Here is an 18,405-nt window from a genome sequence, read left to right as displayed (position 1 = left end):
CACGAGCCCACCCAACCCAACTACCAGCAAAAACGCCTCATACACCCGGTGCAAACAACAGACGCCACCCACTGAAAATCACACGACGCCCACCAGCTCATCCACCAGTACGCCGCCGCGGCGCAGTTAAAGCCCGATGACCTCGACCTGTACGTCGACCCGGAGGTGCGCGGCCAGGAGGACGCCTTCCTCAGTCTGCTGGACGGGCACCTGGTACGGGCCCGGCACTGGACCAGGCTGCTCGACCACGACGTCGAGGCGATCCGGTCGCAGGGCCTGCGGTCGCTGGACATCGGCTTGATCCACGAGCGGCTGGACCAGGCGCACCAGCGAGGACTGCTCACCGACGCCGAGCACGCGACCCTGCGCTCCGAGCACGTCCTCGCCGGCGACGGCGAACGGTACGGGCGCCGCGCGGACCAGGTCTGCCTCAAACTGTCCGCCGAAGCGGCCCCGCACGACCTTCCCAGTGTCTGGCGCTTTCTGACCTTCTGGGGCGGGGAGGCAATCCACTGGCGGCACTACGACGGCGAGCCCTCGCTCGTCCAGAAACTGCGCTCGCTCGGCCGGCCCGCTCTGGTGACCGCCGCCCTCGACTTCTCCACCCCCGACCAACACCGGGTGCACCGGTCGCTGGTCCACGCCTTCGTCGGCAAGGCACTCGGCCATGCACCTGCCAACGCCGACATCTTCTACCAGCGGCCGGTCCCGGCCGAGCACATCGAATCCGTGGTCTTCCCCGGCAACCAGGCCTACGACCGCCTGCCCGGCCTGCCCGCCGCCTGACGGGGCCACCGAGCGCCTACAGGTGCAGCCACCGTGCGGTCAGCCAAGCAGTTTCGTTCGGCTCAGTTGGTCGTTGGTCCGGACAGATATGCGCCTCATGCTGCGCGGCCCCATGGGTTCAAGGACTCCGCCGACGAATGGCTCAGGGCAGGCGGGGAGCGGGGCCATGGGCTGGCTGGATCCAGTTGCTCCCAATGGGTTGACGTGGGATCGGATCGATTAACGCCGGCCAGGGTGGGAAGGCCCGGGGTTGTTGTTGATCACGACACAGAGGAGGGCACCCATGGGGTGGCTTCGCAAGAAGGACTTCCTGATCCACACCGGACCTGAGAAGTGGACTGAGACCACGGTCCGCATCGACGGCAATAGCCTGGTCGTCAACGAGCCCATCCCAGAGGTTTGGGCCAAGGACTCCAACGGCAACATCCGGAAGGACTACAAGGGCGACAAGATCAAGGGAGACCCGATCTCGGCGATTCTTCCCGCCGCCTGGGTCAAGGTCGTCGACGGCTGGGAGAAGGACAGCAACTGGGGCGGCTACCTACAGGTCACCTCCGAGTGCGCCAAGGGCAAGTGGATCGATTCAAGCGACGGCTGGGTCACGACGGTCTCCAGCAAGGTCGACCCCGTCACCTTCATCGACAAGGACGACTACTACGAGATCTGGCAGCAGACGCCAGAAACCGGCCGCCCCCTGACGATCGTCAACGGAAACAAGCTGCGGTTCGTGAAGGGTGCAGAGCCAGCGCGCTTCAACGTCTTCGATTCCACACACTAAATCTGCGTAATGTTGTGATCAGTCGCCCGATCGGTGTGCCCGCATCGGCATGGGACAGGCGCTTGATCTGGCCGAGCGGCCGATCACACCCACCGCACCGCCAAGCTCCCGCGCCGCACCCCCGCGCCCGCACCGGCCTGAAGGGGATGCGGGGGCGGGAGCACCACCACCAGCGGGCACATCACCTGCCCCCAGCCCGACCGACGACACACCCGCACTCTGCACAGCACTACGTGACAACTTGTTGACGGAACGTCACCCCTGGGTGAAGCTCTCACGGATACAGCAGATGATCACTACCGAGGAGACGGACCGATGACGGACTACAACTGGTGGGTCAGCGAGGAAAAGGCCAGCTACTCGGAGGCCCTGAGGGACGCACGAGGCAACGGTGACGGGTTCGTCGTCGCCCCCCACTTCGAGCCGAAGTGGGAAGGGTCCCGCCTCGTGGACTTCGAGCGACACCTGCCGATGGTGGACTGGGACCTGTTCCGGCGTTTCCTCAAGGGCGGCGAGTTGACCGACGGGGACTACTGGTTCTTCCAGATGGAATCCACCGACGCCATGAACATGGGCCTGAAGGTCAACGAGCGCTTGCACCTGCGGCTGGTTGAGGGAGCGCCGGAAGTGCACAAGGCCATCACCAGGACGCTGATGGGCTACATCGTGACCGGAGCCGAGTAGACGACGCCCCCCGCCAGCCGACCGACGCCCACAACAGGCCCCGGAGCCGCAAGGGCCGCCACCCGGGCGGGTGACGGCCCTTGCACAGTGCCGACAGCCTGTTACGGGGCGGGGGCGGGGGTGAACTCCACCTCCGTGCCGCCGCAGCCGACCGCGATGACCCACAGCCGCTCCCGCTCCGTCTCATCCACCGCCAGCCCCCACCGCAGCTTCGTCGCCGTCCACTCCGCCCCGTACCGGCAGAGCGCCTCCGGCGACGGCGGCAGCCACTGCGCCGGGTCCTGATCCGCCTTCGACCGGTTCGACCGAGCCGTGACCGCCACCAGCAAAGGCCGCCTGCCCTGATCGTTCGCGTACGCCTCCCGCCGCCCCGGCCACCATCCCGCTGGACGACCAGGACCCCCGAACGCTAATCCGAGGGCCCTGCATGAGTGCGCCTGCTGGTTCCTAGTACGAGTCGTCCGCAGCCGGGGCGTACTTTCCGATGTCCTGAGTCGGTGTGTACTCCTCGACGGACTGAGCGCTCGTTGCGGGCTGAGAGATCTCGTCCTCTTCCGGCTGTACGGAGTCGGTGTCGGCCATCAGAACTCACCTTCAATCAGCGTTGCGTAACACTGCCGATCATTCCATGACGATACGTCAATCCGCTATCTCCCCTGACAGGAACCCGGTCTCCGCTCCCGGCGTACAGCGCTCCACCAACCGGTCCGGAGCCACCCCCGCACCGATCGGGCCGCGCCGAAAACATGGCGAAAGATCCGGTTTGCTGTCAATAGCCATGACCCCGGGGCGCGTTGGGAGTACACCACACAAGCCGCCTACGCGTACGCGAGGCCCGGGTTCACCCCTGCGGAGGACACGAAGCGGGGCCGGCACCGATGGGTACCGGCCCCGAGGAACCGGTTCGCCGGCGCGCGGCGGGGCGGTCAGCCAGCCGCCGCGGCCAACCCCTTGCCGAAGAGCGGGACGTCGTCCACCGTCACGTCCAGACGGATCCGTTGAAACCGGAGCGGGTGCCGGAAACACCCTGGTCACTGCCCCCAGAAACCCCGGGCGCCGGGCCTCACCCACGCACGCTTGGAGGGCAGCCGTCCAAGCGCCCCACGGCCCACGGATCGTGGCGGCACTGCGCGGATGGCACATGCCGTCGCCAAGCAGCTAGGTTCTGTCTTTGGTCAGCGTCGGGTCCAGATGAGGATGCCGGCGAGGTGGAGTGCGGCCTGGTAGGCGATGGCGAGTTTGTCGGTTCGCGTGGCCAGGCCGCGCCACTGCTTGAAGCGGTTGATGCACCGCTCGACGGTGTCCCGCTGCCTGTAGGCCTCGCGGTCGAAGCCGGGCGGGCGGCCACCCTGGCAGCCTCGCCGCAGGCGGTGGCTGACCTGGTCGGACGGCTGTGGAATGACCGCCCGGATGCCCCGGCGTCGCAGGTGCTTGCGGATCGCGCGGGATGAGTAGGCGCGGTCGGCGAGCACGGCGAGGGGCCGGGTTCGCGGCCGGCCCGGGCCGTTGCGGGGCACGCGGATGCGGGCCATCACCGTCTCGAAGGCGGGTGCGTCACCGGCCTGGCCTGCGGTGACGGTGAAGGCCAGAGGCCGTGCACCGCCGTCCGCGGCGAGGTGGACTTCGGTGCTCAGCCCGCCGCGGGAGCGTCCGAGTGCGTGATCGGCGGGCTCGCCGGGGCGGGTCGCCCCCTTTTACGTGCGCCTGCCGCGTGCTGGTGGGCCCGCACGACGGTGGAGTCCACCGAAACCGTCCAGTCGACGTCGTCGTCGGCATCCGCCGCTGACAGGACGGTGGCCAGGATCGTCTCCCAGGTGCCGTCAACGGCCCATCTGCTCAGGCGTTCGTGGCCGGTCTGGAATGGACCGAGCTCGCCTGGCAGGTCCCGCCAGGGCGGGTTGGTGCGGTACTTCCAGGCGATGGCCTCAAGGATGCGGCGGTGGTCGGCCCACCGCCGTCCGCGGACCGGTTCGGCCGGCATCAGCGGCTCGATCCGGTCCCACATGGCATCGGTGATCACTAATCGGACGGACACATCCGACCAACTGATCAACCCATCAAAGAGACACGCGCTAGCTCCGCTGGTCCAACCCGCGGCCCCGACTGCTCGACGGACGCGGTCGAGGAGGACGTCCTGGCGGCCCTGAGCTGGACATGCCCGTCCAGCAGCACTTGGCGGAGCTGTAGCGGCCGAGCAGGTTCAGATTGCGGTGCCTGAGCGGCGTAGCTGGCCTGAGTGGGGTGTGACCGAGATATGCGCCAAAGGGGCAGCGGGATGATCTTGAAGCCCTGATCCGCTCGGATCTACGTGCGGCGACGTGCGGCGGGGTCGCGTTCGGCGACGCGCCGAGCGACCGACTCGACGCCGGGTCGTGCGTATCGCTCCAGGGAGCGGACGGAGGCGTGGCGGGAGCGGGCCAGCAGCATCGGGGTGGAGGTGCCGTCTTCCGCATCGTGCGTGAGGGCACTGGGCCGTAGCCGGTGAAGCGTCCAGCCGTCCAGATCCTTGATGTCGTCGGGTGAGGCGAGGGGGTTGGCCAGCAGCGGCGTGTTCTCCTCGAAGATCTCCTCAGCGCGGCGGTTTGAGAGCCTGGCCCGGCCGGTCCCCGGGCACACGTCAAGCGTCGGTGTTCCGGCTGGCGCCTTGCGGTCGGTGAGGAACAGCGGGCCGCGGGTGCGTCGGCCGCCTAGCGGAGCACACCGGGGGAATGGCCCGGATTGAGCGGGGCCCGTCACGGGCCGTGCGGCGAGCGGAGGTCAGCATGCCCAACCGATACGTGCGACTCGCGGGATTCGGACCACGTCTGGACCTGGCCCGACCAGACCTCGGCCTGGCAGGTGGCTCTGTCCTCCTCGAACAGCTACTCGCCGACCGCCGGCTGCCTGTCCCTGTCCGCGGGCTCGGTACAGGAACGCCATGATGGGGGCCGCCTCGGCACCGTCCGGGCCCGATGGCAGCACGCCACCCGCCCGCCGCCCCCTCTCGTACCAAGCCCGTCCCGGCATCGCGCGAGGCGAAGGGTCCACCGAGGTCGTCGGGGACGGCGGCGACCGCGTCGGTACGGTCCAGGACGTGCGCGGCGGGGCCCGGCAGTGCCGGGGTCGGTGGCTGCCTGGATGAGGCGCTCGGCGGCGGCCCGGATGGAGAGGCAGGCCGGTTGGCCACGATCCGGTAGCGTGAATAGGCCCAGGCATTCTCCTTTTGTGGGTGGTGGTGGGTTGTGGCCGGGTCGCGGAGGGGCCGGGCAGCCCCTGATGGGCGGGCGGGCCTGGTATTTGTGGGGCGCCGGGAGGAGCTGCGTTCACTGGCGCAGGCCTTGCGGGTGGGGCCGTCGGTGGTGCTGGTCAAGGGGGAGGCCGGGATCGGGAAGTCCCGGCTCCTCAGGGAGGCCACGGGCAGGCTGGAGAACGCAACCGTGATGTGGGGCGGGTGTCACCCGTTGCGTGAGCCGCTGCCGTTCGGCCCGGTCATCGACGCGCTGCGCACCGCCGACCTGCACATCGACTCCCAGGCGAAGCTCAGCGCCGCTACTGCTGCGCTGGCACCGTATCTGCCGACTGTCGCCTGGCAGCTTCCCAAGGACGAGCGGGGTGCTTCTGCTGATCCCGAGGCCGGAGGTGACGCGCAGCGCTTGATGCGGGCGGTGCACGAGTCCTGGGGGTGTTGGGGCCGGTGGTGCTGGTGGTGGAGGACCTGCACTGGGTGGACGAGGCGACACGAGACCTGCTGCTGCTCGCCCGCAATCCTCCGCAGGATCTGCGGCTGGTCCTGACCTATCGGGCGGAGGACCTGCCGGAGCACGGCAATGCGCTGGGCGCGCCGTATCGGTGGCCGGTCGGTGTCGGAGGCACGGAGATCACCCTCAGTCCGTTCACCGAGAGTGAGGAGCGGGAGCTCGCCGTGTCGGTGATCGGGCCGGCCGCTGCCATCGCGCTCGGTGGCAGGCTGTTCGAGCGCAGTCAGGGGCTTCCGCTGGTTGCGGAGGAGGACTTGCTGACGGTGGCCGACCGGCTCGCCCGTTCCCCGGCCGACGGGGCGAGGTCCCTGGAGGCCATGGGGGTGCCCCGGGCGCTGCAGGAAGCGCTGAACAGCCGGGTCGCGCTCCTGGCCCCGGAGGCGGTGGCGGTGGTGGCAGGCCGCCGCCGTCCTGGCCGTACCGGCCACCGAGGAACTCCTGGCGGCGCTGGCGGGACTGGAGGAGGAGCAGGCCGAGGCGGGTCTGGAGGCCAGCGTACTGAGCGAGACGTCGCCTGTCCAACACATCCGACGCCGCGCGGATCGCCTCCCGGTTGAACCGGCGGACGTCTGCCGCAGCCTCGGCGCTGCTGTTCCACCGAGCGGTTCAGCAGCGCCGCCAGCACAGACATGGCCGATGCAGGACTCGCGGGGAAGCGCGGCACGCCGGATGGTGGAGGGGGAGTTGTGGCCACGTTGTGATCGTCGCACAGCTTTGGGTGCGGTCATGAAGAAGGCCTCAGCGGTATGCCGCTGACGCTATGAGCTGTTTGAGTTCAAACTCATAGCGTCGTAGGTGCAGATACCATGTAGTCGATGTCCAGCGCACCGGCCGGTGTGATCTCGCGCTCGTCGTAGTACGACCACCACACGCGCCGATCGGGGTGCAGCCCGAGCCGATCTCCGGGTACACGACCGCTTCGGCCAGGAGGACCTCCTGGCGGGTGTCGCAGCCGTCGGCCGGGATGTCGCCCGGCATTCCAGTGCTTGGAGGAGGTGCGCTGGTAGCCGGTCCGGTCCTCGGTGGCGATCGGGAGCGCGGAGACCGCGACGCCCGTCGGCAGCACCTGCGGCACGGCGGTCGCGGACGCAGCCAGGGTGGCGGGCTGTGTGGCCGCGTGCGCGGCCGTTGGCAGAGACAGGGTCAGGGTGAAGACGGTGGCCGCAACAGCGGACCGCTTCATGATCATCATGGGCCGGTTCTAGCGGCCCCCACGCCGTCAGCAACAGCCCGTGTCGGCCGGGTTCACCCGCCAGAGCACGCCGGTTCACCGGCGAACGCCACTGCACACCAGCCCCGGCCCGTCAGCCGGCGGCCGCGGCCGGGCCTTCGCCGAACCGGGGTACGTCCTCGAGCCCGACGTCCAAGCGCAGCCGCTGAAACCGGAGTGGGTGGCGGAATACGCCGCCGTGGTCGATAGCGCGGTCGGCGCTGACCTCGGCAACCGGGGGGACGAGTGTGGTGTCGAGGGCGTCGCGGCTCCCCCACGCCGCCGAGAACTTCGCCCCCGTCCACGGGTGCCCGGGCGCGGCCGCGGTGAGATGCTCGGCAACCTGACGGGCGGCATTCGGGTGCAGCGGTATGGTGCTCCCGACTGGGCGCAGTCGGCCGTCCTGGTCGTGGCGGCCGAGGACGAGGAGCTGCGGGCGGGTCAGGGTGCCGGTGATCGCGCCGACGATCGCTTCGGTGGTGTCCCGCCTTCTGATCTTGGTCCAGCCGCAGTATCCGGTCAGATAGCGGCTGTTCAGGGACTTGATCAGGATCCCCTCCACGCCCGACACGTCCGCCGCTTCCGAGAGCACCGCCACGCCGAGGTGGTCCTCAGCATGCCCGGTATGGGCCCGTTGTTGGGCGCGGAGTTCATCGCCTGCACCGGCGGTGACATGGACGCCTTCGGCAGCGCGGGCCGACTTGCCGGGGTCGCAGATCTCGCTCCGGTCCCACGGGATTCAGGTCGCATCAGCGGCAGGTGATCGACGGGATTCTGCACCGGGTGCGAACGGGTGTTCAGTGGCTTGACCTGCCTGAACGGTTCGGTCCGTGGAAGACGGCCTACGAACGGCACCGGCTGTGGTCCGGTGACGGGACCTGGGAGCGTCTGCTGCAGCAGGTCCAGGCCACGGCGGACGTGGCCGGCGAAATTGACTGGGACGTATCGGTCGACTCCACCATCGTGCGGGCGCATCGGCACACCGCCAGCGCCCGCATCGACCCGCCGCCCATCCCCGCTTCAAAGGGGGCCGACGGCCCAGAACACCAGGGCGAAACCGCGTGGCAGAACCTCCGCGCCCGGCTGATGAAAGTGGTGCGGGAGGTGAGGGCCTGGGCCGCTCGCGCGGCGGGTTGACCACCAAGCTGCACTTGAGCGCGGACGGCCTTTGCCGCCCGTTGCCTCTGATCGTCACACCGGGGCAGCGCGCGGACTGCACGCAGTTCGAGCCCGTGCTGGAGAAGATCCGCTTCCTCAGGCGAGACCCGGGCCGGCCCCGCAAGAAACCCGGCAGCGTCGCGGCGGACAAGGCATACAGCAACGGGCCTTGCCGCGAGTACCTGCGACGACGCGGCGTCCGGCACACCATCCCTGAGAAGACCGACAGCCTGGCCGCCCGCCTACACAAGGGTTCACGCGGCGGACGACCAACCGGCTTTGACGAAGAGCGCTACAAGAAACGCAAACACCGTCGAACGAGCGATCAACCGGCTCAAACAACACCGAGCCGTCGGCGACCAGATACGACAAGCGCGATTACGTCTTCCTCGGCACCGCAACAGCCGCAGCCCTCACTATCTGGCTCCGAACATGAGCGACCGGACAAGTCCGCCCGTCGGCCGTCCGGCCCGGCTCGTTACCCCAAGGTGCTTGACCTCAAGTCAAGTTGAGCTTCTACGTTCTTCTCATGACCACTTCGAGCAGCACCTCAGCCCCCTTCGCCCCCTCCCACGACGACGCCGGCCTCATCGCCCAGCCCATCGGATACTGGGCCAACGCGGCCGGCCAGGCCGTAGTCCAGAACATCCGGACCGCGCTCGGCGTCCTCGGCCTGACCCAGCCCGCCTGGTGGGTCCTGCACCACCTCAGCGAGCGCCCGAAGGGCTGGGGCCGCGCGGAACTGACCGAATTCCTCAGCTACTACCCGGGCCCCGACGACGACCTGCCCGGCGACATCGACAGCCTCGTCGCCCGGGGCCTGGTCTTTCAGAACGAGGACGGGCACCTGCTGCGGACCGAGTCGGGCGCGGAGCTGTACTCCCGTGCGGCGGCGCGGCAGTCGGAGCTGCGCCGCCAGGTACACGAGGGCGTTCCGGACGAAGAGTACGCCCGCACCCTCAAGGTCCTCCAGCGCATGATCCACAACGTGAAGGGTGACGCGTGGCACCACTGATCCGGGCGGGCGGCCCGGTTCACCGCTCGCGCTGCCCGGCTCCCCGGACCGGTGCCTGTCCAGCATGATCCGCCGGACAGGTCCTAGTCGAACAGCCCGCGCTCAGTCCTCTTGAGGCCTGGGGGACTCCGCTGCCGGGTGGCTGCCTCGGACAGAGAGGGCTGCCGGTCCTGTGACGTCGTTGGCCATGGGGACGCCTGACAGGTCCGCAACCTCGCCGACCGGGACGCTTTTGAACGGCCTCTCTGAAGGTCGCACGCCCGCACCAGGTTCGGCGTGCGTACCCGGGCATGGCGGAGGATCGTGGAATGCGCCACTGGTCCGCGCTCTGCTGAGCCAGCCGGGAGATGTCATGCGCCGTGTACTCGCCCTCATGTCCGCCGGACTGATCGCCGGCGCGGCGGCTTGCGCGGGCGAGGCGACTGTGACGACCACGCCGGGAAGCCGCGCACCCATCCAGGAAGCGGCGCCCGCCGCACAGCAGCCGAGCCCCACACCGTCGCTGCCCGCCACGGTAGGGGCCACCATCGACCTCACCGGAACGGGGGACGGCGAGAAGCTGGCGGTCACCCTCGTGCAGGTCGTCGACCCGGCCCGCGCGCAGGACGAGATCGCCACCCCGGCGGCCGGCACACGATTCGTGGCCGTCCAGTTCCGCCTGAAGAACATCGGCACCGTCGTCTACAAAGACTCCCCCGGCAACGGGGCCCAGGTTGTAGACGCCCAAGGCCAGCAGTTCGACACGGCGTTCTACTCCAGCAACGCCGGCGTGAGCTTCCCCGGAAGCATCACCGTCGCACCGGGCGACACAGGACTGGGGTTTCTCACGTTCGAGGTGCCCAAAGCCTCCAAGATCACCAAAGTTCAGTTCTCCATGAACGGCGGACTCGCCCCGGATACCGGCCAGTGGAATGTGCCCTGATCACGCTGAACCGGGGACTTGGCCCCCTGGCTGCGTACGCGACCATCAGTCAGCTCACCTGGGACAACCCTTTGGCAGTAGCTAGGCGCTGCCGGCCATGGCGTCGCCAGCTCGGGCGGGGCGAGCCACTCGAAACCTGTGCACCTTCCGGCGGGCCCACAGCGACCAACCGCCTCGGGAGCCGGAGGAAAAGACCCACGCGTTTCCGATGGCGCCCCGAAGGCGGGCGAACCGTTTCACAGGGCGCTTCCATGCGGCGGTGCTGGAAGCACATGCCCGCTACGCGCCGGAGCCGTTTGTTCAGGTACCGGGCGGGACCAGTAGCGGCAGGCTGCCCCGCACCGCCTGCCGCCGGCTGCATCGACGGGCACCCCGGCCGGGGAGCGCCACGGGCAGCCCAGGGTTAGCCGCCACCAGAGCCGACCGAGGCCGAACCGCCGGAGGTCCAGGGCGAGTTGGGCTGGGGTCGATGGCGCGTGCTGCGCTCGGTGCGCAGCTCCACCACGACCGCAGCCGGGGCGAGTAGGGCCTCCAGTGCGTCGGCGAGTTGCTGCGGGTCGCCGCGGAACGGGAGCGTGGCGAGCCGCTCCCGGCCGCCCCGCAGGACGAGTTCCAGCGCGAGCGTGGAGACGGCCGGCTTGCGGTCGCCCTGGTACGGCTCCACCACCTCGTGCGTCAGCCGCACCTCGCGCAGGGTGTCGACGGGCAGCCAGTCGTCCGGCCCGGCGGCCCGGACCAGCCGCAGAGACGCAGGCACCCCTGTCGGCGCGAACTCCACCCGCAGGATGCGCCGGGCCTGGGAAAGGGCCAGCGCCAGCCAGCCGAGCAGGTACTCCAGCCCGGCGATCACCCCCACCACCACGAACACGGTCGAGGCCCGCGCCCCGGCCAGCGCCATCCAGAAGGCGACGAGCAGGGTCGGCACGCCCAGGACGAGCGGAGTGAACAGCGCCGACCCCACCGAGGCCAGCGCGTTCCACGCCGGCCCGACCGGGCCGGTGCGCAGGACCAGATCGGTCGAATCGGGGCCTTGTCGCAACACGGCATCGGTGGCCATGCCTCCAGCGTAGGACCGGTCCGCAAGAGCGCCTCGACCACATTCGGCCGTTAAGGCGCCGCTTCTGACGGCCCGTATCCCTCCGCCGGCGGGCCCGGCGGGCTTGCCGTGGCTCGAAATGGGCCCGGGACCGGAGGGCCCGTAACCACAGGCCCTGGGCAAGCCGCCCTCGCGAAGGGCTTCCCCAAGTTCGCCTTGGGCTTGCCCAGACCGCGGGCGTGCGGAGCTGCTGCGGCTGCTCGACGGCGGCCTGCCGCCCTACGGCCGGTCCCCGCCACCAGCAGCGCTGAGGAGGCGGTGGCGTGGGTGGGGGGCTGGCCGGCGTCGAGGGACTCGTGGGTGAGACGGTCGCGGGCCGGTACGTGGACGGCCTGCGCTCGGGGTGGGTGAATTGGCGGATGAGGCACATCACGGAGGTCCTGGTCGTCGGCGGGCGAGCGGGAGTGGCAGCTCCCGGGGACCGTGGGCGGCCTGCCAGGTGCCGCGCCTCTGGGGCGGGTACGTCATCGCCGAAGGCTGCCTCGGGTGGGGTCAGCGCGTACGGGGCGGGCCCGGCCGGCCGGGATCCGGGCGTGGGCGTGCCGGTACACCGGTAACGGGCGCAGCAGGCGGCAGGCCACGGGCCGGTGCGCGCACCACGCGGCCGGTGCGCGGTTTGGTGGTCGGGAGCGGTGCGCCGGCCGGGCCGGCTGCTTCGCGCAGCAGGACGGCGGCGTCGGCAGCGGCTTTCGCCCGCGCACGGAAGGCCTGCGCGCGGTGCCAGTCGGCGGCGGCCTCCACCGCCTCCACGAGCGCTGGGAGCAGGGTGAGGACGACCGCGGCGCCGCCGCCCCGGGCCGCGCGCGCGGCCCGTTCCAGGCACGGGCCCCGGCGCGCCAGCCGGCTCGGGCGCAGCCCCCCAGACAGCGGGCGCCGGGGGCTCGGGCGGCCTGCTCGAACGCGTCGGCCGCCCGCCGGACACGGTCTCGCACCAGGCCGGGGCGTGCGCGACGGCGACGGCCAGGAGATCATCGAGGGCCGCGACAGCGCCGGCGCCTTAGGCCGGACCGGCGCGGCCCAGGAGTTCGGATGCTTCAGGATCGGCGCGGCGCTGGTCGACACCTGGACGCTTCCCACCGCGCCGAACGAGGCCGTCGCGGTCATGGAAGCCCACCGGAAACGCCGCCTGCTCGACTCCACGGTGGACATCCGCAGCGATCCTGGGCGACAGCAATAACGGATCAGACTTCCGCTTCCTGCCCTACGGATACGGCAGCGGCCAACCCCGCATGATCGACCGGGCACGGCAACCCCGGCGCGTCTTTCCAGCCACCACAGAACTGCCACCCATCGCCGACGACGAGGTTCTGCAGACGACGGGGAAGGAACTTCTAGAAGGCCTTATACACCAGTTCGGGATCAACGTGCACTAGGCGATCCCTTTTGTATGTGCCATCACCCATAGGTCGCCACCGGCCCCTCACGGGGCCCCGTGTCGGTGCCTCTGCCCGTCGCTGTGGAGATGTAGCAGCCCTTGTGCTCGCGCGGGGTACCCGGGTGATCGTTCCTGTAGAGCTGAAAGCCGGACCTCTTCGGGTCGCTCAAGTAGGCCGCATCATCGGAGGACACGTAGACGCAGAAAGGGTACGCCTTGGGCGGGCCTCCCTCGGACCGATGTACCAGCAGCCTGCCTTCGTAACGGCCGATCGAGAAGACCAGGCCTCGGGCGGAGAACAGCGCGACGGGCCGTCGTCCGTGCGCAGGGCGTAGGCGGCGAGGGCGAGTTGGGCGAGGCAGAAGGCGGCCCAGGCGGCCGGCGGTGCCGGTTTCCTTGACGGCGTGGCGGTGCTTCCAGATGGCTGCAGGGTGCCGTAGGCCCAGCGGTGGCGTTGGTGCCACAGTCCCCGGGCGGGGGTGGGGACGTGGGTGAGGGGGTGGGCCTCGCCGCGGTGGACGACGCGCCAGCCCTGACGGCACAGGGCCATGGCGATGTCGGTGTCCTCGGCAAGGGTGTCGGCGCTGATTCCGTCGCAGGAGGCGAGGGCTGTGCGGCGGAAGGCGCCGGTCGCACCGGGGACGGTGGGCTGGCTCCGGCGAGGTCGAACAGGCGGCGCTCCAGGCCGAAGTTCATGACGTATTCGAGGTGCTGCCACAGCGGGAGCAGGCCGGTGGGGATCTCCCTCGCCTCGGACCAGAAGCGCAGCGTCCAGTGCGCGGTCCCGGACGCCTACGACGCCGACCTGTACTTGCTCGATTCCACCGGCAGTACCCTCGTGCGCTCGACCAACGACGGCGCCGGCACCGACGAGGCCGTCACTTTCACCAGGGCCGCCACGGCACCGGCACCTACTACCTGGACACCGAGGCCTACACCGGCTCAGGCTCCTCCCCCTACAGCTGCGCCGTGACCACGGCCTGACGTACACCACTGGAGAGCCGATCACCCAGCCGATGGCCGCCCGCCGGCTGACGGACATCAAGCGGCCGGCTCCTTCAGGAGAGGGCCGGCCGCTTCAGTTGCGCCTGGTCCGGCACGGTTGCCGCATACAGAGATCTGCTCCTGGTGCAGTCCTCGGATGGGCTGAGCAGCGGCGCGGTTTGGCCATCCGAACCGACGAGCCCGCCGGTGCCCACCGGGCCGCACTGCATCTCGTCGGCATTCCCGTCCGGGTGCGACGCTGACCGAGCGGGGGAACCTAGGTGATCGCGGGGCCGGAGTCGTTCAGCCATTCCCATCGTGACCAAGTGGCGAAGCCAGTCTGCCACCGGTGGTAGACGCCGGTGCTGTTCGTTCCGAAGACTTCGATGCGACCGTCGGCGTTGTTGGCCGTGCCGACCGCCGTGCCGGCGCCACCGAAGGTCTCCCACTGCGAGAACTGCGCGTTCGGACCGGTCTGCCAGGCATGGCTCGCCGTGGTGGCGTTGATCGCGAACACCTCCACCCTGCCGTCGACCGAGCGCGACGTGGCGAGTTCGGCGTTTCGGGGCCCACCGGTGCCGGTCCACTCCGACCACGACGTCGGGCTGGTCTGCCAGCGGTGGAACACGCCCTCTGCGTTGGAGGCGAACACCTCGACCCGGCCGTCCTGGTTGTGGCTGGCGGTGACGGCGTGTCCTCCGGTGCCGAAGTCCTCCCAGGAGGACCATCCGCCGTCGACACCGGTCTGGTACAGGTGTTCGAACTTCGAGTCGGACAGCGCGAAGACCTCGAGTCGCCCGTCGGGCGCGTTCTCCATGGCCAGGCGCGCGTTGGGCGGGCCGCCGTGGGTGCCCTCCCACCTGTCCCAGCCTCCGCTGGGCGCGGTCTGCCAGCGGTGGAAGACTCCGTCGGCGTTGGAGGCGAACACCTCGATCCGGCCGTCGGGGTTGTTGCCCACCGCCAGCCGGTGTCCGCCGGAGCCGAAGTTCTGCCAGGACGACCACCCGGCGCTGGGCCCGGTCTGCCACATGTGCTCGAAAGTGCCGGCCGACAGCGCGAACAGTTCCAGCCGACCGTCCGCGTTGGCCGCGACCGCCAGTTGGGCGTCGCGCGGACCACCCGCGAGCCTCCACGGCGACCAAGCGCCGTTCACCTCGGTCTGCCACGCGTGGTACACGCCGTCGGCACCGGCGGCGAAGGCCTCGAGTCGCCCGTCCGCGGACTGCCCGGAGACGACCCGACCAGCGGCGTACGGGTGCCGGGGGCCGCCCTTCTTGTCGGACCACAGGGCGTTGGCTATCAGCGTGGCGTCGCCCGCCTCGATCCCGTACAGGTGGCGCAGGTCTTCCCGCGGCTGCTGCACGCGCCAGCACACGTCGCCGATCGGCGCGTTGTTCCACGAGCCGTTCGGATACAGCCGTTCCATCGCGTCGAGGAAGGCGTTGGTGGCGTAGGCCGGGTTCAGACGCTGCTCCCGGCTGCCCCACCAGTCCTGCTGCTGGAAGAGCCCGATGCTGGTGTGGTCGACGGCCTCGGAGTAGTTGTTCATGCTGGTTTCCACGATGATCGTGGCGATGGCGATGGCCGCGGCCCGCGGGTTCAGTCCCCGGTCCTTCACCGCCTGCGTGACCATCCGCGCGCAGGATATTTTGTATGCGTTGAGGTAGCCGGCCATCTTGGCGTTCAACTGCGGGTTGAGCTGGTCGGCCATCACGCCGTCAAGAGCCGACGGACCGGCCGGATCACACGGCGCGGTCGGGATGGCCATGCCTTGCGGGCCGGCGAAGTACCGCGAGACGCCGGTCAGTTCGTTCTCCCCCGGCCGCGGATCGGGACCGGGTTGGGCGACGGCGACCGAGGCGGTCGTCGCGATGAGCAACGCCCATATGCCGGCCGCCCAGACCAGTGTGGTGAGTATGCGCAATAGGCTGGTTCTTGCCATGAAGAGTGGCCTTCCGTCGTCAATTCCGAACTCGGTGCGGATATGAGTGGGCGCGCACCGACAGGGCGGACACCGCGGCTGTCAGCTCCGCGACATGGGCGGAGGCACAGGTGTCATCCGACCCGAGCGAGGAACCGGCAACTTCCGGCGGGGAGCATCAGGCACTCCTGACGCCTGAGCACGGTGGTGGCAAGGCGGTCGGTGGTGACGTCGTCGGCATCGCTGCTCACCCGGGGGCCGGACGGGTCGGTCTTGCGGGCGCCGTCGACAAGGTAGCGGGGGGTGTGTTGGGCAGGGCATCCGGAACGATCCGGAGTGACACCCGCTAGCGGATCAGGCATCCTCGAGCGGGCGTCGACGTGCCCGGATCCCTGGACGCCGGGCACGTCCTGCCCGCCGGCCGCGTCACCAACCTCTCCGGGCAACACATCTAGAGCGGCATGGTGCACCCAGGGAGTTCCGGACGGTCCCTTGTGCGGACGGCGGGCAGCCAGGCCGTGGACTCCGCGTCCGGGCCGGGGAGGCGGATGCGGAACCAGACGGTGGAGTGCAGGTCCGCCTCGTCGATGATGGGCCGGCCGTCACGCAGCCGGCATTCCGCTTCAAGCACGTCGCCGTGCCACACCCGGGTGGCTACGACGTTCTCAGCCGTGTAGGGCCGACGCGGGTCTTTCGCGAGGCCCAGGCTGCAGAGGAGGGCGCGGTCCTCCCGGCCCTGGCACTCCCGTTCGGCGTTGTACACCCGTACGGCGGCCCGTCCTTGGGCGGAGCCGTCCTCGTCCCGGGGCCACCACAGCGCGGCCGCCGTCGTCGAAGACGCGGTGAGAGCGAGGAGGGTGGCGAGGAGCCCGGTACGGAAGCGGGGGCGTGGCGGCCGACGGCCGGGATGCACGGCGGCGGCCCGGATCCGTTCCAACAGGCTTTCGGCCGTGTGCACGGCCCGGGCGGCGTGGGTCGGGGCGAGGCAGTCGGCGATCATCGCGCGCCAGAACTCAGGCACGGCGTTGTCCATCCGCAGCGGGGCCCGGCCCTCGGCGTACTCCTGTGCGGCGGCGCTCCGCGCGGCGGGCGTCGCCCCGGGGAACGGCGAGGCCCCGGCGGCGAACACCTCGTGGATCACGATCCCGAGTGCCCAGATGTCGGCCGTCGCCCTGACTTGGACGCCCTGCTCCCCCAGTGGCTGCCGCCACCGCTCGGGGGGAAGGTAGTCCGGGGTACCCATGGGGGGCGCGTAGCCGTGCGTGCCGCTGAGTTCGATGGCGAAGCCGAAGTCCGAGAGCCTCACCTCGCCGTCCTGGTGGAGGAGGATGTTCTCGGGCTTGAGGTCGGTGTGCATCCAGCCGGTACGGTGCAGGTGGGCGAGGCCCTCGCAGATGCCGGTGACGATCCGGCTCCCCTCGCTTTCGGTGATCCCCGTCGCGAGCAGCTCGCGCAGGCTGCACGTGGCCCGTTCCATGACGAGGACGATCGCGCCGTCGAGGAGTGGCTGGTCCGGTGTACTCAGCACGAGGGTGTCGAGGAGCCTGACGAGCCTGGGGTGCTGCGCCCTGCGGCCGACCTCGACTTCGCGGCGGGCGGCTTCGGCCACGTCGCGGGCCTGGCGGGGTGCGAGTCCGGCGGTCGGCATGACCTTGAGGGCGACCTCAGGTCCCTCCGGCCCGCCCGTCGGCCGTGCTGCGTAGACGGTGGCCCAGCCTCCGGCGCCGATCGGCTCGTCGACGACCCAGTCGCCCACGCGGTGCCCGCGGGGCAGGAGTTCGGAGCGGCCACTGCCCCACGAGGTGGCCCGGCGGTGCAGGATCGCCACGGCCTACCGCCCGGCCGCGGGCTGGTTTCGCGGCGGCAGCAGCGCCAGGTGCTCCTCTCTGATGATGCCGAACTTCAGCGCGACCCCGACGACCGCCTCGCGCTTGCCGTTCCTGCGGTCCGCCCGTCCGGCGCCGTCGGGGGCGGGGGCCTGCACCCGCAGCTTCTCGTCGGCGAGGTAGTCGATGTGCGAACTGACCGCGCGGGCGGTCAGCCTGGCGCACGCGGCATGTCCGCGGAGCCTCTCGACGATCTGGGGCGTGGTCGGCACCGCGACGGGCCAGCGGTCATCACGCAGCCAGGGTTCGCAGAGCGCGACGAGCACCAGGAAGTAGGTGGCGGTCTCGTCCAGGGAGTACGCCGTCAGGGTGCGGCTCTCCCCGGACCCGACCATGGCACGCGGGTCGAGATACACGTGGTCGGGGGCGAACACCTGGAAGAAGACGGGGGTGTCGCGGCGTGAGGGCAGCACCACCCGGGAGAATTCGAACGGGATGGGCGCTCCGGCCCGGCGCGGCGGAACGCGTAGGTACTCCCCCGCCCCTTCCGGGTTCTGCACCAGGTAGCTGTGGGTGGCGCTGAAGTTGCTCAACTGCCAATGATCGTCAGTCGCGTGGATCTCGCCGGCAAGACGGGAGACCGTCGCGTCGGCTAAGCGGAGTTCGACGGGCGTAGTGGACGAGCCGCGGCCGAACCGCGCGCGTTGCCCCGGCCCGAGCCTGAGGGTCGCCGGGCCACCTTCGCCCGCTTCCACCAGGTGCACGACGATCCCACTCAACGGTCCGCTCCCCCCACGCCACGTCCCCCGCCGTTGCCCGATACAACGAACGGTACCGTCTGCGCGCGGGGGTCCACCGGGTGGCATACGTCACGTTTCGCGCCGCCGCACGGCCTCACACCGTACGGCGGCGT

18 protein-coding genes and 3 pseudogenes are annotated in these 18,405 nt (G+C 70.1%); 10 read left to right on the top strand and 11 right to left on the bottom strand.

Features of this window, described 5'->3' with window-relative positions; translation table 11 throughout:
* The first annotated feature begins 165 nt into the window (after window positions 1-165).
* The 3 genes from AB0D66_RS26955 (at window position 166) to AB0D66_RS26945 (ending at window position 2,248) form a co-directional block, all read left to right on the top strand.
* On the top strand, window positions 166-786 hold the full coding sequence (locus tag AB0D66_RS26955) for a hypothetical protein (RefSeq protein WP_362308617.1): 621 nt from the start codon (window positions 166-168) through the stop codon (window positions 784-786).
* 283 nt (window positions 787-1,069) lie between these two features.
* Window positions 1,070-1,564 carry a hypothetical protein gene (locus AB0D66_RS26950; protein ID WP_362308614.1) on the top strand — a complete coding sequence of 165 codons (495 nt, stop codon included), beginning with the start codon at window positions 1,070-1,072 and terminating at the stop codon, window positions 1,562-1,564.
* A 315-nt stretch (window positions 1,565-1,879) separates the two neighbouring features.
* A complete protein-coding gene (locus tag AB0D66_RS26945; RefSeq protein ID WP_362308611.1) occupies window positions 1,880-2,248 on the top strand; it encodes a hypothetical protein in 369 nt (122 codons plus the stop codon).
* A 101-nt stretch (window positions 2,249-2,349) separates the two neighbouring features.
* Here AB0D66_RS26945 and AB0D66_RS26940 read toward each other — a convergent pair.
* The 4 genes and pseudogenes from AB0D66_RS26940 to AB0D66_RS26925 all read right to left on the bottom strand — a co-directional run.
* Window positions 2,350-2,631, bottom strand: a pseudogene (locus tag AB0D66_RS26940) (HNH endonuclease); the annotation flags it as partial.
* 64 nt (window positions 2,632-2,695) lie between these two features.
* Entirely contained in the window at window positions 2,696-2,830 is a 135-nt protein-coding gene (locus tag AB0D66_RS26935; protein WP_362308608.1) for a hypothetical protein, read from the bottom strand.
* 593 nt (window positions 2,831-3,423) lie between these two features.
* Window positions 3,424-4,253 (bottom strand): IS5 family transposase gene (locus tag AB0D66_RS26930; RefSeq protein WP_362308629.1). Its coding sequence is split into 2 segments (ribosomal slippage): window positions 3,424-3,915 and window positions 3,918-4,253, totalling 828 coding nucleotides; the frame shifts between segments, so codons are not numbered across the junction.
* 299 nt (window positions 4,254-4,552) lie between these two features.
* Window positions 4,553-4,864, bottom strand: a complete 312-nt coding sequence (locus AB0D66_RS26925) for a site-specific integrase (protein WP_362308605.1) — start codon at window positions 4,862-4,864, stop codon at window positions 4,553-4,555.
* Between the two features lie 605 nt (window positions 4,865-5,469).
* Between AB0D66_RS26925 and AB0D66_RS26920 the strand changes: the two genes are divergently transcribed.
* Complete coding sequence (locus tag AB0D66_RS26920; protein WP_362308602.1) at window positions 5,470-6,021, top strand: ATP-binding protein; 552 nt, start codon at window positions 5,470-5,472, stop codon at window positions 6,019-6,021.
* On the top strand, window positions 5,922-6,542 hold the full coding sequence (locus AB0D66_RS26915; RefSeq protein WP_362308599.1) for a hypothetical protein: 621 nt from the start codon (window positions 5,922-5,924) through the stop codon (window positions 6,540-6,542). Before AB0D66_RS26920 ends, AB0D66_RS26915 begins: the two co-directional genes overlap by 100 nt.
* A 224-nt stretch (window positions 6,543-6,766) precedes the next feature.
* Here the strand turns inward: AB0D66_RS26915 and AB0D66_RS26910 are convergent, their stop codons facing one another.
* Together AB0D66_RS26910 and AB0D66_RS26905 are read right to left on the bottom strand one after the other, a co-directional pair.
* Entirely contained in the window at window positions 6,767-7,177 is a 411-nt protein-coding gene (locus tag AB0D66_RS26910) for a hypothetical protein (RefSeq protein ID WP_362308596.1), read from the bottom strand.
* Between the two features lie 112 nt (window positions 7,178-7,289).
* On the bottom strand, window positions 7,290-7,793 hold the full coding sequence (locus tag AB0D66_RS26905) for an ATP-dependent DNA ligase (protein WP_362308635.1): 504 nt from the start codon (window positions 7,791-7,793) through the stop codon (window positions 7,290-7,292).
* Here AB0D66_RS26905 and AB0D66_RS26900 point away from each other — a divergent pair.
* The 4 genes and pseudogenes from AB0D66_RS26900 to AB0D66_RS26885 form a co-directional block, all read left to right on the top strand.
* Window positions 7,773-7,952 (top strand): annotated as a pseudogene (locus AB0D66_RS26900) (transposase); the annotation flags it as partial. The gene AB0D66_RS26905 and the pseudogene AB0D66_RS26900 sit on opposite strands and share 21 nt — an antisense overlap.
* Window positions 7,946-8,789: pseudogene (locus AB0D66_RS26895) on the top strand (IS5 family transposase); the annotation flags it as partial. The pseudogenes AB0D66_RS26900 and AB0D66_RS26895, both read left to right, overlap by 7 nt.
* Window positions 8,790-8,882: 93 nt before the next feature.
* Complete coding sequence (locus AB0D66_RS26890) at window positions 8,883-9,368, top strand: MarR family winged helix-turn-helix transcriptional regulator (RefSeq protein ID WP_362308593.1); 486 nt, start codon at window positions 8,883-8,885, stop codon at window positions 9,366-9,368.
* 373 nt (window positions 9,369-9,741) lie between these two features.
* On the top strand, window positions 9,742-10,290 hold the full coding sequence (locus tag AB0D66_RS26885) for a DUF4352 domain-containing protein (RefSeq protein ID WP_362308590.1): 549 nt from the start codon (window positions 9,742-9,744) through the stop codon (window positions 10,288-10,290).
* Window positions 10,291-10,693: 403 nt separating this feature from the next.
* Here AB0D66_RS26885 and AB0D66_RS26880 read toward each other — a convergent pair whose 3' ends face one another.
* Window positions 10,694-11,347 (bottom strand): hypothetical protein, encoded by a 654-nt coding sequence (locus AB0D66_RS26880; RefSeq protein ID WP_362308587.1) that lies wholly within the window; start codon window positions 11,345-11,347, stop codon window positions 10,694-10,696.
* Between the two features lie 982 nt (window positions 11,348-12,329).
* Here AB0D66_RS26880 and AB0D66_RS26875 point away from each other — a divergent pair.
* Window positions 12,330-12,563, top strand: coding sequence for a hypothetical protein (locus AB0D66_RS26875; protein WP_362308584.1), 234 nt, complete (start codon window positions 12,330-12,332; stop codon window positions 12,561-12,563).
* A gap of 364 nt (window positions 12,564-12,927) precedes the next feature.
* On the opposite strand, the gene AB0D66_RS26870 is transcribed toward AB0D66_RS26875, so the two are convergent.
* The 4 genes from AB0D66_RS26870 to AB0D66_RS26855 all read right to left on the bottom strand — a co-directional run bounded on the left by AB0D66_RS26870 (window position 12,928) and on the right by AB0D66_RS26855 (window position 18,271).
* Entirely contained in the window at window positions 12,928-13,803 is an 876-nt protein-coding gene (locus tag AB0D66_RS26870) for a glycosyltransferase family 2 protein (protein WP_362308581.1), read from the bottom strand.
* A 219-nt stretch (window positions 13,804-14,022) separates the two neighbouring features.
* Window positions 14,023-15,687 (bottom strand): peptidase M23, encoded by a 1,665-nt coding sequence (locus AB0D66_RS26865; protein WP_362308578.1) that lies wholly within the window; start codon window positions 15,685-15,687, stop codon window positions 14,023-14,025.
* Between the two features lie 430 nt (window positions 15,688-16,117).
* Window positions 16,118-17,488 carry a protein kinase gene (locus AB0D66_RS26860; protein ID WP_362308626.1) on the bottom strand — a complete coding sequence of 457 codons (1,371 nt, stop codon included), beginning with the start codon at window positions 17,486-17,488 and terminating at the stop codon, window positions 16,118-16,120.
* A 9-nt stretch (window positions 17,489-17,497) separates the two neighbouring features.
* Window positions 17,498-18,271 carry a serine/threonine protein kinase gene (locus AB0D66_RS26855; RefSeq protein WP_362308575.1) on the bottom strand — a complete coding sequence of 258 codons (774 nt, stop codon included), beginning with the start codon at window positions 18,269-18,271 and terminating at the stop codon, window positions 17,498-17,500.
* Between the last annotated feature and the right edge of the window lie 134 nt (window positions 18,272-18,405).

The organism is Streptomyces sp. NPDC048270 (assembly GCF_040652335.1).
GTDB lineage: Bacteria > Actinomycetota > Actinomycetes > Streptomycetales > Streptomycetaceae > Streptomyces.
The sequence above is the reverse complement of the archived record's forward strand: the minus strand, read 5'-3'. Positions and strand labels throughout refer to the sequence as shown.